The 19,263-nt window shown below is 68.1% G+C and carries 17 protein-coding genes, 2 tRNA genes and 1 pseudogene; 7 read left to right on the top strand and 13 right to left on the bottom strand.

What is annotated here, in order from left to right; genetic code table 11:
• The 3 genes and pseudogenes from VFX99_RS06725 to VFX99_RS06715 form a co-directional block, all read left to right on the top strand.
• A pseudogene (locus VFX99_RS06725) lies at positions 1-193 on the top strand (MFS transporter); the annotation flags it as partial.
• A 347-nt stretch (positions 194-540) separates the two neighbouring features.
• Positions 541-3,120 carry a valine--tRNA ligase gene (valS, locus tag VFX99_RS06720; protein WP_329665539.1) on the top strand — a complete coding sequence of 860 codons (2,580 nt, stop codon included), beginning with the start codon at positions 541-543 and terminating at the stop codon, positions 3,118-3,120.
• Between the two features lies 1 nt (position 3,121).
• Positions 3,122-3,370, top strand: a complete 249-nt coding sequence (locus VFX99_RS06715) for a hypothetical protein (protein WP_329665538.1) — start codon at positions 3,122-3,124, stop codon at positions 3,368-3,370.
• Here the strand turns inward: VFX99_RS06715 and VFX99_RS06710 are convergent.
• Genes VFX99_RS06710 through VFX99_RS06700 form a run of 3 tightly spaced genes read right to left on the bottom strand, consistent with a single transcriptional unit; the run spans position 3,367 to position 5,578 of the window.
• Positions 3,367-4,740, bottom strand: coding sequence for an MFS transporter (locus VFX99_RS06710; protein WP_329665537.1), 1,374 nt, complete (start codon positions 4,738-4,740; stop codon positions 3,367-3,369). The two genes, VFX99_RS06715 and VFX99_RS06710, sit on opposite strands and share 4 nt — an antisense overlap.
• Entirely contained in the window at positions 4,737-4,946 is a 210-nt protein-coding gene (locus tag VFX99_RS06705; RefSeq protein ID WP_329665536.1) for a hypothetical protein, read from the bottom strand. The genes VFX99_RS06710 and VFX99_RS06705 overlap by 4 nt, the downstream gene beginning before the upstream one ends.
• Positions 4,943-5,578 (bottom strand): helix-turn-helix domain-containing protein, encoded by a 636-nt coding sequence (locus tag VFX99_RS06700; protein ID WP_329665535.1) that lies wholly within the window; start codon positions 5,576-5,578, stop codon positions 4,943-4,945. Before VFX99_RS06700 ends, VFX99_RS06705 begins: the two co-directional genes overlap by 4 nt.
• A 106-nt stretch (positions 5,579-5,684) precedes the next feature.
• Between VFX99_RS06700 and VFX99_RS06695 the strand changes: the two genes are divergently transcribed.
• Positions 5,685-7,736 carry a M3 family metallopeptidase gene (locus VFX99_RS06695; RefSeq protein ID WP_329665534.1) on the top strand — a complete coding sequence of 684 codons (2,052 nt, stop codon included), beginning with the start codon at positions 5,685-5,687 and terminating at the stop codon, positions 7,734-7,736.
• Positions 7,737-7,755: 19 nt separating this feature from the next.
• Here the strand turns inward: VFX99_RS06695 and VFX99_RS06690 are convergent, their stop codons facing one another.
• The 6 genes from VFX99_RS06690 to VFX99_RS06665 form a co-directional block, all read right to left on the bottom strand.
• On the bottom strand, positions 7,756-8,874 hold the full coding sequence (locus VFX99_RS06690; RefSeq protein WP_329665533.1) for an epoxide hydrolase: 1,119 nt from the start codon (positions 8,872-8,874) through the stop codon (positions 7,756-7,758).
• Positions 8,875-8,927: 53 nt separating this feature from the next.
• The gene (gene clpX / locus VFX99_RS06685; RefSeq protein WP_329665532.1) at positions 8,928-10,196 is read right to left on the bottom strand and encodes an ATP-dependent Clp protease ATP-binding subunit ClpX; all 1,269 of its coding nucleotides are present in this window, start codon (positions 10,194-10,196) and stop codon (positions 8,928-8,930) included.
• A 211-nt stretch (positions 10,197-10,407) separates the two neighbouring features.
• Complete coding sequence (locus VFX99_RS06680) at positions 10,408-11,079, bottom strand: ATP-dependent Clp protease proteolytic subunit (protein WP_329665531.1); 672 nt, start codon at positions 11,077-11,079, stop codon at positions 10,408-10,410.
• Positions 11,076-11,690: an ATP-dependent Clp protease proteolytic subunit gene (locus VFX99_RS06675; RefSeq protein WP_329665530.1), complete on the bottom strand. Its 615-nt coding sequence runs from the start codon at positions 11,688-11,690 to the stop codon at positions 11,076-11,078. The genes VFX99_RS06680 and VFX99_RS06675 overlap by 4 nt, the downstream gene beginning before the upstream one ends.
• 159 nt (positions 11,691-11,849) lie before the next feature.
• The gene (gene tig, locus VFX99_RS06670; RefSeq protein WP_329665529.1) at positions 11,850-13,280 is read right to left on the bottom strand and encodes a trigger factor; all 1,431 of its coding nucleotides are present in this window, start codon (positions 13,278-13,280) and stop codon (positions 11,850-11,852) included.
• Between the two features lie 73 nt (positions 13,281-13,353).
• A tRNA-Pro gene (locus VFX99_RS06665) sits at positions 13,354-13,427 on the bottom strand.
• A gap of 123 nt (positions 13,428-13,550) precedes the next feature.
• On the opposite strand from VFX99_RS06665, the gene VFX99_RS06660 reads away from it, so the two are divergent.
• A tRNA-Gly gene (locus tag VFX99_RS06660) sits at positions 13,551-13,624 on the top strand.
• Between the two features lie 125 nt (positions 13,625-13,749).
• On the top strand, positions 13,750-14,649 hold the full coding sequence (locus VFX99_RS06655) for an alpha/beta hydrolase (protein ID WP_329665528.1): 900 nt from the start codon (positions 13,750-13,752) through the stop codon (positions 14,647-14,649).
• Between the two features lie 3 nt (positions 14,650-14,652).
• Here the strand turns inward: VFX99_RS06655 and VFX99_RS06650 are convergent, their stop codons facing one another.
• The 4 genes from VFX99_RS06650 to VFX99_RS06635 are packed head-to-tail and all read right to left on the bottom strand — an operon-like array spanning position 14,653 to position 18,518.
• Positions 14,653-15,003: an A1S_2505 family phage non-structural protein gene (locus tag VFX99_RS06650; RefSeq protein WP_329665527.1), complete on the bottom strand. Its 351-nt coding sequence runs from the start codon at positions 15,001-15,003 to the stop codon at positions 14,653-14,655.
• Positions 15,004-15,049: 46 nt separating this feature from the next.
• A complete protein-coding gene (locus VFX99_RS06645) occupies positions 15,050-15,814 on the bottom strand; it encodes an SDR family oxidoreductase (RefSeq protein ID WP_329665526.1) in 765 nt (254 codons plus the stop codon).
• The gene (locus tag VFX99_RS06640) at positions 15,811-16,353 is read right to left on the bottom strand and encodes a gamma carbonic anhydrase family protein (protein ID WP_329665525.1); all 543 of its coding nucleotides are present in this window, start codon (positions 16,351-16,353) and stop codon (positions 15,811-15,813) included. The genes VFX99_RS06645 and VFX99_RS06640 overlap by 4 nt, the downstream gene beginning before the upstream one ends.
• Before the next feature lie 29 nt (positions 16,354-16,382).
• Positions 16,383-18,518 (bottom strand): acyltransferase family protein, encoded by a 2,136-nt coding sequence (locus VFX99_RS06635; RefSeq protein ID WP_329665524.1) that lies wholly within the window; start codon positions 18,516-18,518, stop codon positions 16,383-16,385.
• A gap of 184 nt (positions 18,519-18,702) precedes the next feature.
• Between VFX99_RS06635 and VFX99_RS06630 the strand changes: the two genes are divergently transcribed.
• Complete coding sequence (locus tag VFX99_RS06630) at positions 18,703-19,188, top strand: DNA starvation/stationary phase protection protein (protein WP_329665523.1); 486 nt, start codon at positions 18,703-18,705, stop codon at positions 19,186-19,188.
• Positions 19,189-19,263 lie beyond the last annotated feature (75 nt).

The raw sequence follows: 19,263 nt of genomic DNA, 5'->3' as shown, positions 1-19,263 counted from the left end.
CGCGACCATCAGCGGGTTCGTCCCGGCGCTCACGCTGGCGATCGGGGAGGGAACCGGCTTCGCCTGGTGGCACCCCGGCGTGGTACTTGCTCCGATGGCGCTGATCACGCTCATCGCGGCCTACGCCGCGTCGAGGCGAGCCGCCGAGCCCGAGCTCGCCACGGCGCCGGAGACGGCGACGGCGCTCGTCTGACGCGTAGCGTGGAGGGATGCAGGGCCCTCATCTACAGCCCCGGGCCTCCGCGCCCGATCTGCCGTCGCACCTCGAGGAGGGCCCTCGACCGGCGCGTGGCGGCAAGTCCACCAGGTACGTCGGACGGCGCTGGACCCCCGGACGGATGCCGCACATGCGCGCATCACCGAGTGCGAGGTCAGCGGCATCCGGGTGATCGACTGAGGCGAGGGGTGCCGTCATCATCGGTGAGGACGCCGCGGCGACCTTGCGCACGCGCATCTGCGATGCCGCGCGCGTAGAATCGAGCGACATCCCACACTCAGGCACGCTCACACAGTGCCGCACATATCGCCAAGGAGACCCTCATGGCCGACGCGCAGATCCCTGACAAGCCCGCCCTCGAAGGTCTCGAAGCGAAATGGGATTCCGCCTGGCGGGCCGAGGGCACGTACCTGTTCGACCGCGCCGAGGCCGCTCGCCGTGGGCGCAGCGGGGTGTACTCCGTCGACACCCCCCCGCCCACCGCCTCCGGCAGCCTGCACATCGGGCACGTGTTCTCGTTCACGCACACCGACATCAAGGTGCGGTTCGAGCGGATGCGCGGCAAGACCGTGTTCTACCCGATGGGCTGGGACGACAACGGCCTTCCGACCGAGCGCCGGGTGCAGAACTATTACGGCGTGCGCTGCGACCCTTCACTGCCGTACGATCCCGACTTCGCACCGCCCTTCGAAGGCGGGGACAACAAGAGCTCGCGCGCCGCCGACCAGGTGCCGATCAGCCGTCGCAATTTCATCGAGCTCTGCGAGACGCTCACCGAGCAGGACGAGGTGACCTTCGAGGAGCTCTTTCGTCAGCTCGGCCTGAGCGTCGACTGGACCCAGACCTATCGCACCATCAGTGACGACACCATCCGCACGTCGCAGCTGGCCTTCCTGCGCAATCTCGAGCGCGGCGAGGCGTTCCAGGCGATGGCCCCCACGCTGTGGGACATCGACTTCCGTTCGGCGATCGCCCAGGCCGAGCTCGAAGACCGCGATCAGCCGGCCGCCTACCACCGCGTGGCTTTCCACAAGGGCGACGGGTCGGGCGACGTCTTCATCGAGACGACGCGACCCGAGCTGCTGCCGGCCTGTGTGGCGCTGGTGGCCCATCCGGACGACGAGCGCTACCAGCCCCTGTTCGGCTCGACCGTGCGCACGCCGCTGTTCGACGTCGAGGTGCCCGTATTGGCCCACCCGCTCGCGCAGCCCGACAAGGGGTCGGGCGTCGCCATGATCTGTACGTTCGGCGACGTGACCGACATCGTGTGGTGGCGCGAGCTGGACCTGCCCAACCGCACGATCCTGGGCCAGGACGGCCGCGTGCTTCTCGACGCTCCGGACGTGATCGTCACGGACGCGGGCCGAGCCGCATACGCCGAGCTGGCGGGCAAGACGGTGTTCAGCGCCAAGAAGCGCGTCGCTGAGCTGCTGAGCGAGTCGGGCGAGCTCATCGGGGAACCGAAGCCCTTCACACACGTCGTCAAGTTCTACGAGAAGGGCGACCGGCCCCTCGAGATCGTCTCGACGCGCCAGTGGTACCTGCGAAACGGCGCCCGCGACGAGTCGCTGCGCGACACCCTGATCGCGCTCGGCAAGCAGGTGACCTGGCATCCGGATTTCATGCGCGTGCGCTTCGAGAACTGGACGAACGGGCTCACCGGCGACTGGCTGGTGTCCCGGCAGCGGTTCTTCGGCGTGCCGATCCCCGTCTGGTACGGCCTCGATGACAACGGCGAACGCGATTACGGCCGCGTTCTCGTGCCCACCGCCGATCAGCTTCCGGTCGACCCCACGAGTGCCGTTCCCTCCGGATACACCGAGGCGCAGCGCGGCCGGCCCGGCGGCTTCGACGGCGAGCGCGACATCTTCGACACCTGGGCGACCTCGTCGCTCACCCCGCAGCTCGCGGGCGGTTGGGAGCGTGACGAAGAGCTCTGGCGCTTGGTCGCTCCGTTCGACGTACGGCCCCAGGGGCAGGACATCATCCGGACGTGGCTGTTCTCGACTCTGCTGCGCAGTGCGCTGGAAGACGATCGTGCGCCCTGGACGGATGCCGCCATCTCGGGCTTCATCGTCGACCCCGACCGCAAGAAGATGTCCAAGTCGAAGGGCAACGTCGTCACGCCCGCCGACATTCTCCATCAGCATGGATCGGACGCGGTGCGGTACTGGTCGGCGTCGAGCCGACTCGGCACCGACGCTGCATTCGACCCCCAGAATCCGACGCAGATCAAGATCGGCCGGCGCCTGGCGATCAAGGTGCTCAACGCGGCGAAGTTCGTACTGTCTTTCCCCGTGCCCGAGGGAGCCGAGGTCACGCATGCGCTCGACGCGTCCATGCTGGCGACTCTCGACGGCGTCGTGCGCGAAGCGACGAGGGCGCTGGACGCCTACGACCACGCGCGTGCGCTCGAAGTGACCGAATCGTTCTTCTGGACCTTCTGCGACGACTACCTGGAGCTGGTGAAGGAGCGGGCCTACGACCGCACCGATGTCGGGCAGGCTTCTGCGGCGCTTGCGCTGCGCACCGCGCTCGCCACGCTTCTGCGGCTGTTCGCGCCGGTCCTCGCGTTCTCAGCCGAGGAAGCCTGGTCGTGGTTCAACGACGGATCCGTGCACACAGCGGAGTGGCCCCTGCCGCTCGGGATCGACGGCGACCCCGCGGTGCTTTCCGCCGTCGGTGAGGCGCTCATCGGCATCCGCCGGGCCAAGACCGAGGCGAAGGCCTCGCAGAAGACGGCGGTGACGCGCATGACGATCGCCGCGCCCGGGGCATCCGTCGCCTTGATCCAACTCGCCGAGGGCGACCTGCGCGCCGTCGGACGGATCTCTGAGATCACCTACGCGGATGCCGAGACAACCGAAGTCTCCGGCATCGAGCTCGCTCAGCAGGAGGTTTGACATGCAACTCGGTACACGCTGGACGGCCGGCGGCGAACCGCCCGCGTCGCTGCCCGAGGCGCTTCGCGTTCAGATCGCCGCGGTCGAGGCGGTCCTGCCTCTCGACCAGCTCGGTCAGCCGGCGCCCCGCTGGACGCTCACCTGGCTCGAGGGCAAGCCCATCGCAGAACTCGACACGGGCGTCATCGTCAGCCTCGACGAGGAGGGCGAGGCCGTCGTGCGGCACGACGAAGAGGACGGTTTCGGCTAGGCCGCGACCGCCTGCGCTTCGGCGCCCGCTCGTCTCGTGCCGACGATGAGGAGCCGGATCGCGACCAGGGTCGCCGCGAGGACGAATCCGGCGGCGAGCAGGAACGGGAGCCGAAGATCGAAGCGGGCGACCCAGCCGCCGAACAGCGTCGCGATCGGGAACAGACCCCACGTCAGCATCCGGATGATTCCGAGCACGCGTCCGAAGAGATGCGCCGGAACGATCTGCTGACGCAGCGCGCCCCAAGGCACGTTCCACGTCGAGACGGCGAAGGCGAACAGTGCGTAGGCCAGGATCGCGGTGACCACCCCCGGCGCGAGGCCGGTCAGCAGCATGGACACGGCCGCGACGAGGTTCGCTGCGACCATGACCCGACCGCGACCCAGCCGGGCCACGAAGCGCGGTGCGACAAGTGAGCCGATCAGTGCGCCCACCCCGATTCCTGCGGTGACGAAGCCGATCGCGGCGGGTGCGACGTGCTGCTCGTCGAGGAAGTAGAGGATCGTGCTCGCCTGCGCGAATGAGAACGCGGATCCGACGAGCGACGTGAAGACGACCATCGACCGCAGGTACCGGTTGCTCCAGAGATAGACGACAGCCTCGCGTGCGGTCACTTTCGAGGTGCTGAGCGGAGTCGCCATCGGCTCCGGGACCGGCGCGGCGACCTCGACATCGGGACTGCGGGGATCTGGCACCAGCGCGGGATCGCGCAGCGGTCGTGCGGCCGACACCGGCAGCAGAAGCGCGAGAGCGATCGGGACGAGGTAGCCGGCCGCCTCGACCCAGAGAGGCAGTGCGAGCGCCACCGCGAACAGGACTCCTGCGATCGGCGTGGCGATGAAGCTGTCGATGGTCACCTGCGCCGCCTGCATCCGGCCGTTGGCCCGCTCGAGCTGCGGGCGCGTCACGACGCCCGGGATGACCGCGTTGGTCGCATTGTCGAAGAGGGTCTCACCGAGCCCGAACACAAGCGTGCCGAGGAACAGGGTCCACAGACTGATCTGACCGGTCGCGGTCAGGATGGCGAGCCACAGGGCGACGGCGCCCCGTATCCCGTTCGCGGCGGCCATGATGATCCGTCGGTCGAACCGGTCGACGATCATGCCTGCGGGCAGGCCGAAGACCAGCCACGGCAGGAAGGCCAACGCGCCGATGACCGAGATGGCGAGCGGGTCATGAGTCAGCGTCGTTGCGATCAGCGGGACCGCCGTGCGCCCGAGCCCGTCGGCGAGGTTGCTGAAGGCGGCTGCCGTCCAGAGCTTGCCGAAATCACGGCCCAGCGAAGTCTGGTCCGCCCGGTCGGCCGACGCTGAGGATGCCGTCCCGCCGACCGTCTCGCTCGAAGTGTCGGCATCCGTCGCATCGGTCATCGCGGCAGCAGGCCGATCGCCCGTTCCGCCTCAGCTTCGACCCGCAGGGCCGAAGCTGCAGCCTGAGCCTCGACGAGGCGACGGTGAACAGCGCCGTCGCGGCGCTCGAGCCGCACGGCGACGAAGGCGTCGAGAGCGGATGCCGCGTTCAGCAGTGTGCGCTCGAAGGCCGTCGGTGCGGCGTGGTCTGCGGAGATGGCGGTCATGGCTGTCCTCCCAGGTCGGGGAGCGGGAACACGTCGGCCCGGATGGTCACGGGCCGCACGTCCTCGCCGGTCTGATTGCGATAGGTGTCCACGGCGTCATCGATCAGCGCCATGATCTTGGCGGAGAGCTCTTGGCTCTGCTCCGGGGTGAGACGCGTGGTGGCGGTGGAGATCAGGCTTCCGCTCTGCCACGGCACGGCACTGCTGGACAGCCCGTCGTGGATGAACCGCATGAGCTGCTCCTGCCGATTGCGGAAGAACTCGTTCATGACGATCTGGGTGGCTGCGCGCCCTGCAGGAGTCTTCATCGCGTCGGCGTTCGCGAATGAGACGCCCCCCACCGGACGCTCCCACCAGCGTTCGCGCCCCGTGCCGCGGTCGGTGCATTCCTGGATGAGGTCCTGCTTCGCGAGCGCGCGGAGGTGGTAGCTCGTCGAGCCGGTCGATTCACCGAGCTTCTCCGCCAGCGAACTCGCCGTCTGGGGGCCGTACTGGCTGAGGATGTCATAGATCTGCACGCGCAGTGGATGCGCCAGCGCGCGCAGGGCACCGGTGTCGAGGACGCGGTCGTCCGCGTGAGGAGCCTCGATGAACCTCGTACCCTCGACGGGGTCCGACCCTGGTTTTTCCATGAAGCCAGAATAGCTATGCAAAGAAACATTTGCAACCTAAATTTTGCAACGTATGGTTTGCAAAGTAACGGCGGCACGCGCAAGGCCCCGCACTAGGCTGGCGGACATGGCGAACGACAACCCCCTCCTCTCCCCCAGCCCACTCCCATACGGTCTGCCCGACTACGGGGCGATCCGTGCGGAGCACTACCTGCCTGCGTTCGAAGTGGCCTTCGCCGAGCAGAAGAGCGAGATCCGGGCGATCACCCTGGTGCGCTCCATGCCCACGTTCGAAAACACCCTCGTGGCGCTGGAGTCGAGCGGGAAGCTGCTCGGCGAGATCTCGCGGACGTTCTACACGGTCTCCTCCGCCGATGCCACGCCCGAGATCCAAGAGATCGAGGAGCAGCTCGCCCCGCTCATGTCGGCCCACCACGATTCGATCGAACTCGATTCCACGCTCTACCGGCGGATCCGCACACTGCACGAGCAGGTGGACGACCTCGACCTCGATCCCGAGCAGCGCTACCTCGTGGAGCGGCGGTTCCGGGAGATGTCGCACGCAGGTGCCGGACTGGACGACACGGCAAAGGAGCAGCTCACCGCCCTCAATCAGCGACTGTCGACGCTCACCACGACTTTCGAGAAGAATCTGCTGCGCGACACGAACGACCTCGCCGTCGTGTTCGACGATGTGACCGACCTCGACGGACTCTCCGGTGGTGAGCTGTCGGCAGCTGCTCAGGCCGCCGCCGATCGCGGCCTGGAGGGCAAGTGGGTCATCACGCTGACGCTGTTCACGGGTCATCCGTACCTGTCGTCCTTGACGAACCGCGCGTCCCGCAAGCGCATCCTGGACGCCTCCCGCGCGCGCGGCTCGCGGGGCGGCGAGAACGACAACCGGGGGGTCCTGCGCGAGATCGTGAAGCTCCGCGCTGAGCGCGCGGCCCTCCTGGGGTACGACTCGCACGCCGCGTACATCACGTCCGACCAGACGGCCGGCTCCCCCGAAGCCGTCCATGACCTGCTGCGTCGGCTCGCGGTGCCGGCGGGTCGAAACGCGGCGCGCGAACAGGCGGCGCTGCAGTCGATCATCGACGCCGAGCCCGAGCCCTTCCCGCTCGAGGCCCACGACTGGGCGTTCTACACCGAGAAGGTCCGTGCCGCCGAATACGACCTCGACCGCTCGGCGCTGCGTCCGTGGTTCGAAGCAGAGCGCGTGCTCCAGGACGGGGTCTTCCACGCGGCTACCGAGCTGTACGGCGTCACGTTCGAGGAACGCGGGGACCTCGCGGCCTACCACCCCGAGACGAGGGTGTTCGAGGTGCGCAACGCCGACGAATCGACCGTGGGGCTGTTCATCCTCGACCTCTACACGCGTGACACCAAGCGCGGCGGAGCGTGGATGAACTCGATCGTGTCGCAGTCGCGACTCCGCGGCACCCAGACGATCGTGGTCAACAACCTGAACGTCCCCAAGCCCGCCGCCGGACAGCCGACTCTCCTCACTCTCGACGAGGTGACGACCCTGTTCCACGAGTTCGGACACGCCCTGCACGGCCTCTTCGCCACCGTGACATATCCGCACTTCGCCGGCACGAACGTGTTCCGCGACTTCGTGGAGTTTCCCAGTCAGGTCAACGAGATGTGGATCTACTGGCCGGAGATCCTCGACACCTACGCGCGTCACGTGGACACCGGCGAGCCGCTCCCCCGCGATGTCGTGGAGAAGCTCCGCGCGTCCGAGGCGTTCAACCAGGGGTTCGCCACCAGCGAGTACCTCGCGGCTTCATGGCTCGATCAGGCGTGGCACTCGCTGAGCGCGGCCGCGGCGGCGGAGGACATCGACGTGGCAGCGTTCGAGGCGGCCGCCCTCGCCGACATCGGCCTGGACAACCCGGCGGTGCCGACGCGCTACTCGTCCACCTACTTCGCTCACGTGTTCTCGGGCGGATACAGCGCCGGCTATTACTCGTACATCTGGAGCGAGGTGCTGGATGCCGACACGGTCGAGTGGTTCCGCGAGAACGGCGGTCTTCAGCGCGCCAACGGCGACCGCTTCCGTGAGCGACTGCTCGGCGTCGGCGGGTCGAAGGATCCCCTGGCTGCCTACCGCGATTTCCGTGGGCGGGATGCCGACATCCAGCCGCTGCTGGAGCGACGGGGCCTCGCGGCCTGACCGTTCTCCCCCGTCGGGGTCAAAGCAGCCCGAGGCCGCGCGCGAACGTGCGGGTGCGGGCGGCCATCGCCGCCGGCACCTCGGCCACGGCGAAATGCCCGCCCTCGTCGAGGCGTTCGAACACGCGCAGATCGCGGTAGAAGCGACGGGCCAGCGACTCGGGGTAGTCGTGCTCGTGCCGTTGGACGAAGACCGCTGCCGGCACCGCCACGGGCGGGATCGGCCCGGGCGTGTCGGCTCCCTCGTAGTAGGGCCGGAACGACGAGGCGATCGTCTGCGTGACCCAGTACAGCATCGCCTCGGTGAGGATGCGTTCGCGCGAGATGCGCCGCTCGACTCCGGCCGGGTCGTCTTCGGGGGTGTCGCTCCACTCGACCAGCTTTTCGGCGAGCCAGGCGACCAGACCCGCCGGTGAGTCGTTCAGCGCGGCTGCGAGCGTGTCCGGGCGGGTCGCCTGCACGTGACCGTAGGCACCGTCGGTGACGTGCGCCGTGGAAAGACGTTCGAAGAACGCACGCTCGTCGGCGGCCGTGAGCCCGGCTCGCTCGTCCGAGGCAGGGAAATGGGCGTGGGTCACGAGGATGGCAGCCACGGCTTCCGGATACGTCGCGGCGAGAAGGTCGTTCACATTCGCGGACACGTCCTCGCCGTAGGTGACGTAGCGGCGGTAGCCGAGCACCTCGGTCATCAGGCGGTGCATCGTCGACGCGAGGCGCTGCTCCGTGACGGGGCCGTCGGCATACGGCGTGGAGAAGGCGAACCCGGGAATGCTGGCAACCACGACGTGGAAGTCGGGCAGCAGGTCGGCGTAGTCCAGCTGCAGGGCGAAGGTATGCGGCCAGCCGTGCATAACCAGCAGCGCGGGAGCTTCGTCTCGGGCCGAGCGCAGATGCGCGAAGTGGATCGTGGCGTCGTCGATGTCGGCGAGGAACTGCGGATGCCGGTTGAGCCATCGTTCCCGCGCGCGCCAATCCATCTCGCGCCACCCGTCCACGAGCCGCCGAAGATACCCGGAACTCATCCCGGAGGCCGGGCGGCGAGGTGAATCCGGGAGGAGCCGCGTCCGGGCCAGACGGTCCTGCAGATCGTCCAGGACGGCATCCGGTACGGCGAGGGTGAACGGCCGGTGGGTGCTCATACCGGCACGCTACGGCGAGCCGCCGACACGACGCAGGCGGGCTCGGCGGCGGATCAGGCGCTCTTGCGCGCCCGACGCTGAACGAACGTGGGCGCCGCTCCGGTCTCGACCGATTCCCGGGTCACGACGACCTTCTCGACCTCGTCGTTCGACGGGATGTCGAACATGATCGGGCCCAGCACGTCCTCGAGGATCGCGCGAAGGCCCCGTGCGCCGGTCTTGCGCTCGACGGCGAGGTCGGCGATCGCCTCGAGCGCCTCCGTCTCGAACTCGAGGGCGACGCCGTCCAGCTCGAACATGCGCTGATACTGCTTGACGAGTGCGTTCTTCGGCTCGGTGAGGATCTCCATGAGCGCGACCTGGTCCAGCGGCGTCACCGATGCGACGACAGGGAGCCGGCCGATGAACTCCGGGATCAGCCCGAATTTGTGGAGGTCTTCGGGGCGCACCTCGCTGAACAGACTCAGGTCGTCGCCCTTGTTGTGCAGCGGTGCACCGAAGCCGATCCCGTGCTTGCCCACCCGGCTGGAGATGATGTCCTCCAGACCCGCGAACGCGCCCGCGACGATGAACAGCACGTTCGTCGTGTCGATCTGGATGAATTCCTGGTGCGGGTGCTTGCGCCCGCCCTGCGGCGGAACCGAGGCGACCGTCCCCTCGAGGATCTTCAGAAGCGCCTGCTGGACGCCTTCGCCCGACACATCCCGTGTGATGGAAGGGTTCTCGGCCTTGCGGGCGATCTTGTCGACCTCGTCGATGTAGATGATGCCGGTCTCGGCGCGCTTGGTGTCGAAGTCGGCCGCCTGGATCAGCTTCAGCAGGATGTTCTCGACGTCCTCGCCGACGTACCCCGCCTCGGTGAGCGCCGTCGCGTCCGCGACGGCGAACGGCACGTTCAGTCTCTTGGCGAGCGTCTGCGCCAGATAGGTCTTGCCGCAGCCGGTCGGGCCGATCAGAAGGATGTTGCTCTTGGCGATCTCGACCTCGTCGGCGCGCTGCTCGGCGCTCTGGAGGGTGCCGTGGGCGCGGATCCGCTTGTAGTGGTTGTACACGGCGACCGAGAGGGCGCGCTTGGCGGCCTCCTGCCCGACCACGTACTCCTCCAGGAAGGAGAAGATCTCGCGCGGCTTCGGCAGGTCGAAGTCGGAGACGACGCCCGTGGAGGACTCGGCCATGCGCTCTTCGATGATCTCGTTGCACAGCTCGACGCACTCGTCGCAGATGTAGACGCCGGGTCCCGCGATCAGCTGCTGTACCTGCTTCTGGCTCTTTCCGCAGAAGGAGCACTTGAACAGGTCGGCACTCTCACCGATGCGCGCCATCAGGCTCTCTCCTCGTTGGGTACGGGGCGGTGCCCCGTTGCGGCCAGCCCAGTCCCCGGCTGTCCTTCGAGCCTAACCGCTGAGGCCGACAAGCGTGGGGATTGCGACGCGCGTTGTGGAGGCGGTTGGGGGCGTTCTGCTGTCGGCGGATCGGGCGGAATGACGACACCCCGCCGCCCGAGAGGAGGGCGGCGGGGTGTCGGGGCATCGGCTACTTGGCCAGTGCGGCCGGGATCCGCTTGCGAGTCGTCAGCACCTGGTCGACGAGACCGTAGTCGACGGCCTCGCGGCCGTCGAGGATCTTGTCGCGGTCGATGTCGCGGTTGACCTGCTCGACGGTGCGGTTCGAGTGCGCTGCGAGCGTCGTCTCGAGCCACGTGCGCATACGCAGGATCTCGGCCGCCTGGATCTCGATGTCGGACGCCTGGCCGTGGCCGGCCTCGCCCATCGCCGGCTGATGGATCAGCACCCGCGCGTTCGGCAGCGCGAGACGCTTGCCCGGTGCGCCGGCGGCCAGCAGCACGGCCGCGGCCGACGCGGCCTGGCCGAGCACGACCGTCTGGATCTGAGGCGAGATGTACTGCATGGTGTCGTAGATCGCCGTCATGGCGGTGAACGAGCCGCCCGGCGAGTTGATGTACATGATGATGTCGCGGTCGGGGTCCTGACTCTCGAGCACGAGCAGCTGGGCCATGACGTCATCGGCTGACGCGTCGTCGACCTGCACCCCGAGGAAGATCACGCGATCCTCGAAGAGCTTGTTGTACGGGTCCTGGCGCTTGTAGCCGTAGGCAGTGCGCTCTTCGAACTGGGGCAGGATGTACCGGCTGGAGGGCATGGCGAGCCCGTTGCCGGCGGTGCCGCCGAAGGTGGGGATGCTCATTTTGCTGTCGTTCCTTCTGATTCGCCTTCGGTTTCCGTGCCGCCGCCGCCGACGACGTCACGCAGGTGCGCGCGGATGTGATCCACGAAGCCGTATTCGAGCGCTTCCTGTGCGGTGAACCACCGGTCGCGGTCACCGTCCTCGTTGATCTGCTCGACGCTCTTGCCGGTCTGGGATGCCGTGATCTCGGCCAGCCGGTTCTTCATCGAGACGATCAGCTGCGCCTGGGTCTGGATGTCGCTCGACGTGCCGCCGAATCCACCGTGCGGCTGGTGCAGCAGCACCCGCGCGTTGGGCGTGATGTAGCGCTTGCCCTTCGTACCGCTCGTGAGCAGCAGCTGACCCATCGAAGCGGCCATGCCGATACCCACCGTCACGATGTCGTTCGGCACGAACTGCATCGTGTCGTAGATGGCCATGCCGGCGGTGATCGATCCACCGGGTGAGTTCACGTAGAGGAAGATGTCTTTGTCGGGGTCTTCGGCGGCGAGGAGGAGGATCTTCGCGCAGATCTCGTTCGCATTGTCATCGCGCACCTCCGAGCCCAGCCAGATGATGCGGTCTCTCAACAGCCTGTCGAAGACGCTCGTCGCGACAAGTGGTTCGGCCATGTTCACTCCTGATTCGGTGGTCGTGGCTACGAATCTACCGGCGCGTCGCATCCCACCCGACCGTGTTCGCCCTCGGCAGAGAAGCCACCCCGCGGGCGCGGCGCGGCACGACCAAGGGACGGATGCCGCAGCATCCGTCCCTTCTCAGAACGCGTCGATCTACTCGGCGTCGGCGGTCTTCTTAGGTGCCTTGCGCTTCTTGGCGGGCTTGACCTCGGCCTCTTCGGCCTCGATCACCGCGTCGGCGTCGGCGGCGGCATCCGCGATGTCCTGGGCCTCCTCGACGACCTCGTCTTCGGCGGCGGCCTCCTCGTCGACCGACACGAAGCCGGTCAGGTCGACGGGGTTGCCGCTCGTGTCTACGACCGTCACGCGGCCGAGGGCGACGGCGAGCGCCTTGTTACGGGCGACCTCGCTGACCAGGGACGGCAGCTGGTTGTTCTGCTGGAGAGCCTCGACGAAGTCCTGCGGCGCCATTCCATACTGTGCGGCGGACTGGACCAGGTACTGCGTCAGCTCGTCCTGCGACACCGAGACGCTGAGCTTCTCGGCGATGGCGTCCAGCAGCATCTGGGTGCGGAACTGCTTCTCGCTCGCCTCGGTGACCTCGGCGCGGTGGACGTCGTCCTCGAGGCGGCCCTCGCCCTCGAGGTGGGTGTGCACCTCGTCTTCGATGAGCTTCGGCGGGACCGCGATCTCGACCTGCGAGAGCAGCTGCTCGACGAGCTTGTCGCGTGCCGCCGAGCCCTGGGTGAAGGTCGACTGCTGTGCGACGCGGTCCTTCAGGCTCTCGCGCAGCTCGGCGAGGGTGTCGAACTCGCTCGCGATCTGCGCGAAGTCGTCGTCGGCCTCGGGGAGTTCGCGCTCCTTCACGGCGGTGACGACCACGGCCACCTCGGCCTCTTCGCCGGCGTGGTCTCCGCCGATCAGGGTCGAGCGGAACGTGGTGTCCTCACCGGCGGTGAGCGAATCGATCGCCTCGTCGATGCCCTCGAGAAGCTCGCCCGATCCGACCTCGTAGGAGACGCCTTCGGCGCGGTCGATCTCGGCGCCGTCGATCGTGGCGACCAGGTCGAGCTCGACGAAGTCGCCGGTCGCGGCCGGGCGGTCGACGGTGACGAGCGTGCCGAAGCGGGCGCGCAGGCGGTCGAGTTCCTCGTCGATCGCGGCCTCGTCGACCTCCACGGCGTCGACCTCGACGGTCGTGCCCTCGAACGCGGGCAGTTCGAACTCGGGACGCACGTCCACCTCGACGTCGACCTCGAGGTCGCCCGAGAAGTCCTTCTCGTTCGGCCAGACCACGACATCGGCGGAGGGGCGGCCGAGCACGCGCAGCTCGTTGGCCTCGACGGCCTGACGGTAGTAGGTGTCGAGCCCTTCGCTGACGGCGTGCTCGAGCACGGCGGTGCGGCCGACGCGCTGGTCGATGATCGGCGCCGGGACCTTGCCCTTGCGGAACCCGGGGATCTGCACGTCCTGCGCGATGTGCTCGTAAGCGTGAGCGATGCTCGGCTTGAGCTCATCGGGCGAGACCGTGATGTGCAGCTTCACGCGGGTCGGCGTGAGCTTCTCGACAGTGCTGTTGACCATGCCTGTTCGTTCTCCTCGTATTCGACCGCGCGCCAGCGCGGCAGCTGAAGGTCTGGGATGTGGGGCCGTGACGTCGGGGCGACAGGATTTGAACCTGCGGCCTCCCGCTCCCAAAGCGGGCGCTCTACCAAGCTGAGCTACGCCCCGGGCGGGTGGGCACGCCATCGCGTGCTGATCGGCCCCCAGAAGTCTAGCCGACGGCCCGGTCGGCGCAGGCATCGCGGCGCCATGCCATAGAATCGTTGAGGCGGCGGGAAACCGCCGAAAATCGGGGCTGTAGCTTAGTGGTAAAGCCTTAGTCTTCCAAACTAATGATGCGGGTTCGATTCCCGTCAGCCCCTCCACCTCTCCATCCCTCATCCTGCCGGGGCGATTCTCGCCCGTGCGAGCGCGCGGGTATTGACATCACCGAGGCCGTCTGGGACCTTCCAGTTGGATCTTCGCTGATGCCCTGGGGAAGGAGTTCGCGATGGTCAAGAACGCCGAGAAGGCGTCGTACCGCCATCGGGCGCGGATGACCCCGCGCCGGCCCGCATCCGGCCTCGCAGAACGCTGGACGATGATCGACGGGGTGGACGTGTTCTACCGCGAGTCCGCCAATCCCCCGGACGCCCGCGTCATGACGCACCTGCACGGATTCGGCCTCTCCGGCCGCTACCTGCTTCCGACCGCCGAGCTGCTCGCCGACGAGTTCCACACCCTCGTCCCCGACCTTCCCGGGTTCGGCCGCAGCGGCAAGTTCGGCATCGGCCTGGACATCCCCGACCTGGCGCACGCCGCGGCGCGGTTCCTCGACGACCGCGGGATCGCCTCCACCAGCCTCGTCGGCAACTCGATGGGATGCCCGGTGATCCTCGAGTTCGCGCACCACTACCCCGAGCGCATCGAGCGCGCCGTGCTGGTCTCGCCCGCCGGCGGCATCCACAATCAGCCGTTGCGACGGGCGGTGGGACAGCTTGCGACGGACGGCGGCCGCGAGCCGCGGAAGATGATCACCGTCGCCACGCCCGACTACCTGCGCTTCGGCGTGCCCAGCACGTTCAAGATGTTCCGTGCGCTGACGCAGTACCCGTCCCTGCAGCGTCTGCTGGAGCTGAACGTGCCGACACTGGTCGTGCTGGGCACCCGGGATCCGCTTCTGCCGGGCCCGGCGCGCATCAAGGAGGTCGCGTCGCAGGACGAGAACCATGTGCTGATCGTGGTGCTCGACGGCGCTGCGCACGCCATCAACTTCAGCCACCCGAAGGAGCTGGCGCACGTGATCCGTCTGTTCATGGACGACCGGCCGATCGTCGACATCCCCGGTTCGCCTGACGCACGCGTCATCGAGATCCATCGCGGCGAGCACCACCCGCGTCCGAAGGAATAGCGATCAGTCGCGGATGAAGCGCTCCGGCAGCACCACGTTCGCCGGAGCGCCCTCGAAGAGGGGTGCCACCTGTTCCGGGGTGTAGCCCGCGATGCCGCAGCCGACCTCCGTGACGAGGAATCTCAGTTCGGGATGCGATTCCGCGAAGCGGAGGAACCGCGTCACACCGTCCCTCATCTGTTCGAAGCCGCTCATGGTGTCGATGCCGTACGACTGCCCTTGAAGCCCATCTCCTTGACCCCAGATCGCGCCGAAGCGCTCCACCGCCATCGCGGCCGCTCCCGCTCCGTGTGCGCCGCCGGCGTTGGATCCGAAGACGAAGATCTCGCCCGGCTGGAGGGATTCGATGCGCATCGGGCCATTGTCCGCGCTCCGGTTCCGCCGCGTCCAGCCCCGCCGGTCAGATCGAGATCGAGAAGCCGCCGTCGGCCTTCAGCAGCTGACCCGTCACCCAGCGCCCTCGCGGGGACACCAGGAAGGCGACCACCCCGGCGACGTCGGCCGGTTCGCCCAGACGCCCCCCGGGTTGCGCGCCGATCAGCGCGCTGCGCACGTCGTCGTCCATCCACCCGGTGTCGATCGGACCGGGGTTCAGCGCATTGGCCGATATGCCCCGCGGTGCCAGCTCCCGTGCGGCGGAGATCACGATGCGATCCAGGGCCGCCTTGCTCGCCCCGTACGGCATGTTGCCGGTCGTGTGATTGCTCGTGAGGGCGACGATCGCACCCCCGCCGTCGACCTGCGCGGCGAACGCGCGGACCAGCAGCCAGCTCGCCCGTGCGTTGACCGCGAAGTGACGGTCGAACTCCTCGACCGTCGTGTCGAGGATGCCCGATTCCACGTCCCACGCATGCGACAGAACGAGTGCCGAGACCGCGCCCAGCTCGCTGTTCGCCGCCGCGAACAGCGTGTCCGCGGCATCCGCTCGTTCGAGATCCACCGGAACGTCCGAGACCCGCGCGCCGGTCCCCCGGACGTCGGTGATGACGTCCTCCAGACCGCTCGCGGCGTCGGCGCCGAAGATCGCGATGTCGGCCGGGTGCCAGCGACTCAGGACCAGGTCCCAGCCCTCCGCGGCGAGCACGCGGGCGATGCCCGCGCCGATGCCCCTCGCACGCCCGACGCCGGTGATGAGCGCGACCGGCCTCGTCGCCGGCCTGTTCACGCGCCCAGCGGGATCGCGGAGAGGTGGCGAACGGTGTGCGCCCGGTACACCTCCGCGTTGCGCAGGATGCTCTGCCGCTCCTCCCGGCTGAGGTCGCGGCGCACCTTCGCAGGCACGCCTGCGACGAGCGATCCATCGGGGATGACCGAGCCCTCCAGCACCACCGCTCCTCCGGCGACGAGGCAGCCTTCGCCGAGAACCGCGCCGGAGAGGACGACGCTTCCCATCCCGATCAGGGTGCCGTCACCGATCGTGCAGCCGTGGACGACCGCGTTGTGACCCACCGAGACGTTCCGGCCGATGACCACGGGTCGGCCGGGATCGACGTGCACCGACACATTGTCCTGGATGTTGCTGCCGGCGCCGAGCGTGATGGAGTCGCTGTCGCCGCGCAGCACGGCGTTGTACCAGACGCTCGCTCCGTCCTCCAGCGTGACGGCGCCCACGATGCGGGCACCCGCGGCGACGAACGACGTCTCGGCGAGATGGGGTGTGGCATCCTGCAGGACCAGGACGGAGGCATCGGGGGCGACGGTCATCCTCCGACCCTACTCAGGGTGCTCGCGGGTCACCGGCCGAGTGCGGCCAGGATCGCCTCGGTGTACCAGGGCCCGAGCGTGTCGGCGAAGGTGACGGTGAGGTGGTCCTGGTCGCGGTAGACGTTCGCTCCGCCGACCACCGGGTGGCACAGATCCTCGTCGCAGAACACGTCGGTGAAATCGAGCAGGGTGACCCCGTCGACGCCGGATGCGGCATCCCGCAGTGGATCATCCGCGAGGAGCAGTTCGGAGCGCGGCCCGTCGCACTCGGCCAGAGTGCGGGTGCGCAGGCACTTGTTCGGGTCGGTCTCCCACACCGGGTTGTCGACGACGGTGACGACGGGGATGCCGCGATCGAGCACCTCCGCCCACGCCTCGCGGTAGCCGGCGACCGCCGCATCGTAGGCGGAGTCGTAGCCGTCGGAAACGTACGGCGTCGTCGCTATCGCGGCGGTGAACACGGCGTCGAGGTCGGTGTCCGCCAAGGCGCCGCGCACACCGTCGCGCCACTGCGTGCAGGCGGCGCCGAACGCGCCCTCCGTCGACAACGGAGTCGTGTTCCACGGGCACGCGCCCTTGAAGTACGTGATCAGATGCCAGCCGTTATCGTCCGCCATCTTCTCGAAGGTCGCGAGCAGCTGGAACGCGTGACTGTCCCCGATGAGCGCGATGCGAGGAGCGTCGGGATCGTCGGAGCCGAATGCGCACGAGACGGGGCGCGCATCGTTGAGCTGTACGAAGCACTCCTCGTGGGTGGGGCGGTCCACTCCGGCGAAGCCCGGCGCGGGCAGGATCGTGTCGCCGAAGTCGGTGCCCCCGCACTCCGCTTCGAGTACGACGGCTGCCCCGAAGCAGTCCGGCGGGTTCTCGCGGAGCTCCTGGATCGCGCGGACGCCCTCGTTGTAGGCGGGCGCGTTGACGGCCCAGGCGACGCCGGCGGTGCTGCCGACCACGATCATCGCCACGAGCGAGGACCACAGGGTCACCCGCGAGGGCCGCGACGTGAGGACCTTCCAGCCGCGCACCGGATCTTCGACGAACCGTTTGGTCAGCCAGGCGAGAACGAAGCAGATGCCCAGAAGCGCGACCCGATGGTAGATCGTGAGCCCCCAGAACGGCACCGACGGAGCGATGATGATGAGAGGCCAGTGCCACAGGTAGAGCGAGTACGAGATGTCGCCAACGAACTGGGCGGGCCGCAACGCGAGCAGGCGGGTGGGATACCACCAGCGCTCGGTGTTGGATGCCGCGATCACCGCGGCCGCAGCGAGCGTCGGCAGCGCCGCGGCGTAGCCCGGGAACGGGGTCTGCCCGTCGAAACGGAAGATCACGAAGACGAGCACCGCGATGCCCGCCCAGCCCAGGGTGAAGCTGCCGATGGCGTTGCGGATGCGCAGGGCGGGGATGAGCGCGACCATAGCGCCCACCCCGAACTGCCACATGCGCCCGAAGGTCACGAAGTACGCCGGCGCAGGGTTCGTGATCGTGAAGACGACGCAGAACACGAAGGATGCCGCGGTCACCACGGCCAGCGCGATGATGACGGCACGTCGGACGGACCCGCGGAACCGCTTCGCGGCGAACCACGCCGCGAGCAGTATGAGGAGGGGCCACATGACGTAGAACTGCTCTTCCAGCGACAGCGACCAGTAGTGCTGCACAGTGGTCGGATCGCCGCCGTGGTTCAGGTAGTCGGCGGAGTTGAGCGCGAGGTACCAGTTCTCGACGTAGAAGGTCGACGCGAGGATCTCGCGGACCTCGTTCGGCAGGGCCGATGTGGGCGTCAGGTAGGGCGACATCGCGACGAGTGCGCAGAACAGGAGCACCAGCAGGGATGCCGGCAGCAGGCGCCGGGCTCGCCGCGCCCAGAACTGCCCCAGCCGCACGGTTCCCGTCGCCGTCAGCTCGCGCATCAGGTGCGCAGTGATCAGGAACCCCGAGATCACGAAGAAGACGTCGACACCGACGTAGCCGCCGGAGAAGCGTGCGGGCCAGAAGTGGTAGAGCACGACCGCCAGGACCGCGATCGCGCGCAGGCCTTGAACGTGCGGAATGAAGCGGGATGGCTCCGCGTGCTCCGGAGAGCGGTCGATCGGTTCGCGCAGGACGGGCCGCGCAGGCTCATTCAGGTGCTGCGGTCCGAGGTCGGAGTCGGCGGAGGGCACCCCTCGACGTTAGTCGGTGGTTCCCGGCATCCGGCTGCGAACCGGCGGACGAGGTCGACACCGCCGCGACGCGGGGTTAGCCCAGCCTTCGCTTGCTTGCGGAATGTGCGGGCCTGAGTAGCGTTGGAGCACGCAGACAGACGGTGCCCGGAAGCGCACGCACTGCCCAGATGGAGGCGAAACGATGACCAAGATGCAGACCACCCCCGCAACAGCCGCCGACCCCACGGTCGCGGCAGGAACAGCCCAATTCCTCACCCCGGTCGCGATCGGGCTGCAGGCCCTCGCAGTCAACGGCAAGCAGGCGCACTGGAACGTCCGCGGCGCGAACTTCATCGCGATCCACGAGCTCCTCGACACGATCGTCGACCACGCGCAGGACAGCGCCGACCTCGCCGCGGAGCGCATCGTCGCCCTCGGCCTGCCCATCGACGCCCGACTCACGACGATCGCGGCGAAGGCCCCTCGTTCGCAGGTGCCCGCCGGCTTCACGCAGTGGGAGGACATGATCCGAGGCGTGATCGCCGACATGGATGCTGTCCTGGTGGACGTCAAGGCGGCCATCGACGGACTCGACGAGATCGACCTCGCCAGCCAGGACATCGTGCTCGCCATTCGCGAGTCGCTGGACAAGGACCGCTGGTTCCTGTTCGCGCACCTGGCGGAGTAGCACTTCCTCGATGACGCCCCCGGTCGTCCTGACCGGGGGCTTCACCGTGTCACGCGCGCTGCAGGTAGGCGATGA

Origin of the sequence: Microbacterium sp., assembly GCF_036277215.1 — a bacterium.
Classification (GTDB): domain Bacteria; phylum Actinomycetota; class Actinomycetes; order Actinomycetales; family Microbacteriaceae; genus Microbacterium.
Note: the sequence above shows the minus strand (reverse complement) of the source record. Positions and strands in the feature narration are given on the sequence as shown.

Excerpts from the sequence above, each read along its gene's own strand:
- valS (WP_329665539.1), top strand. The coding sequence starts at position 541 with ATGGCCGACGCGCAGATCCCTGACAAGCCCGCCCTCGAAGGTCTCGAA.
- VFX99_RS06715 (WP_329665538.1), top strand. The coding sequence starts at position 3,122 with ATGCAACTCGGTACACGCTGGACGGCCGGCGGCGAACCGCCCGCGTCG.
- VFX99_RS06710 (WP_329665537.1), bottom strand. The coding sequence starts at position 4,740 with ATGACCGATGCGACGGATGCCGACACTTCGAGCGAGACGGTCGGCGGG.
- VFX99_RS06705 (WP_329665536.1), bottom strand. The coding sequence starts at position 4,946 with ATGACCGCCATCTCCGCAGACCACGCCGCACCGACGGCCTTCGAGCGC.
- VFX99_RS06700 (WP_329665535.1), bottom strand. The coding sequence starts at position 5,578 with ATGGAAAAACCAGGGTCGGACCCCGTCGAGGGTACGAGGTTCATCGAG.
- VFX99_RS06695 (WP_329665534.1), top strand. The coding sequence starts at position 5,685 with ATGGCGAACGACAACCCCCTCCTCTCCCCCAGCCCACTCCCATACGGT.
- VFX99_RS06690 (WP_329665533.1), bottom strand. The coding sequence starts at position 8,874 with ATGAGCACCCACCGGCCGTTCACCCTCGCCGTACCGGATGCCGTCCTG.
- clpX (WP_329665532.1), bottom strand. The coding sequence starts at position 10,196 with ATGGCGCGCATCGGTGAGAGTGCCGACCTGTTCAAGTGCTCCTTCTGC.
- VFX99_RS06680 (WP_329665531.1), bottom strand. The coding sequence starts at position 11,079 with ATGAGCATCCCCACCTTCGGCGGCACCGCCGGCAACGGGCTCGCCATG.
- VFX99_RS06675 (WP_329665530.1), bottom strand. The coding sequence starts at position 11,690 with ATGGCCGAACCACTTGTCGCGACGAGCGTCTTCGACAGGCTGTTGAGA.
- tig (WP_329665529.1), bottom strand. The coding sequence starts at position 13,280 with ATGGTCAACAGCACTGTCGAGAAGCTCACGCCGACCCGCGTGAAGCTG.
- VFX99_RS06655 (WP_329665528.1), top strand. The coding sequence starts at position 13,750 with ATGGTCAAGAACGCCGAGAAGGCGTCGTACCGCCATCGGGCGCGGATG.
- VFX99_RS06650 (WP_329665527.1), bottom strand. The coding sequence starts at position 15,003 with ATGCGCATCGAATCCCTCCAGCCGGGCGAGATCTTCGTCTTCGGATCC.
- VFX99_RS06640 (WP_329665525.1), bottom strand. The coding sequence starts at position 16,353 with ATGACCGTCGCCCCCGATGCCTCCGTCCTGGTCCTGCAGGATGCCACA.
- VFX99_RS06630 (WP_329665523.1), top strand. The coding sequence starts at position 18,703 with ATGACCAAGATGCAGACCACCCCCGCAACAGCCGCCGACCCCACGGTC.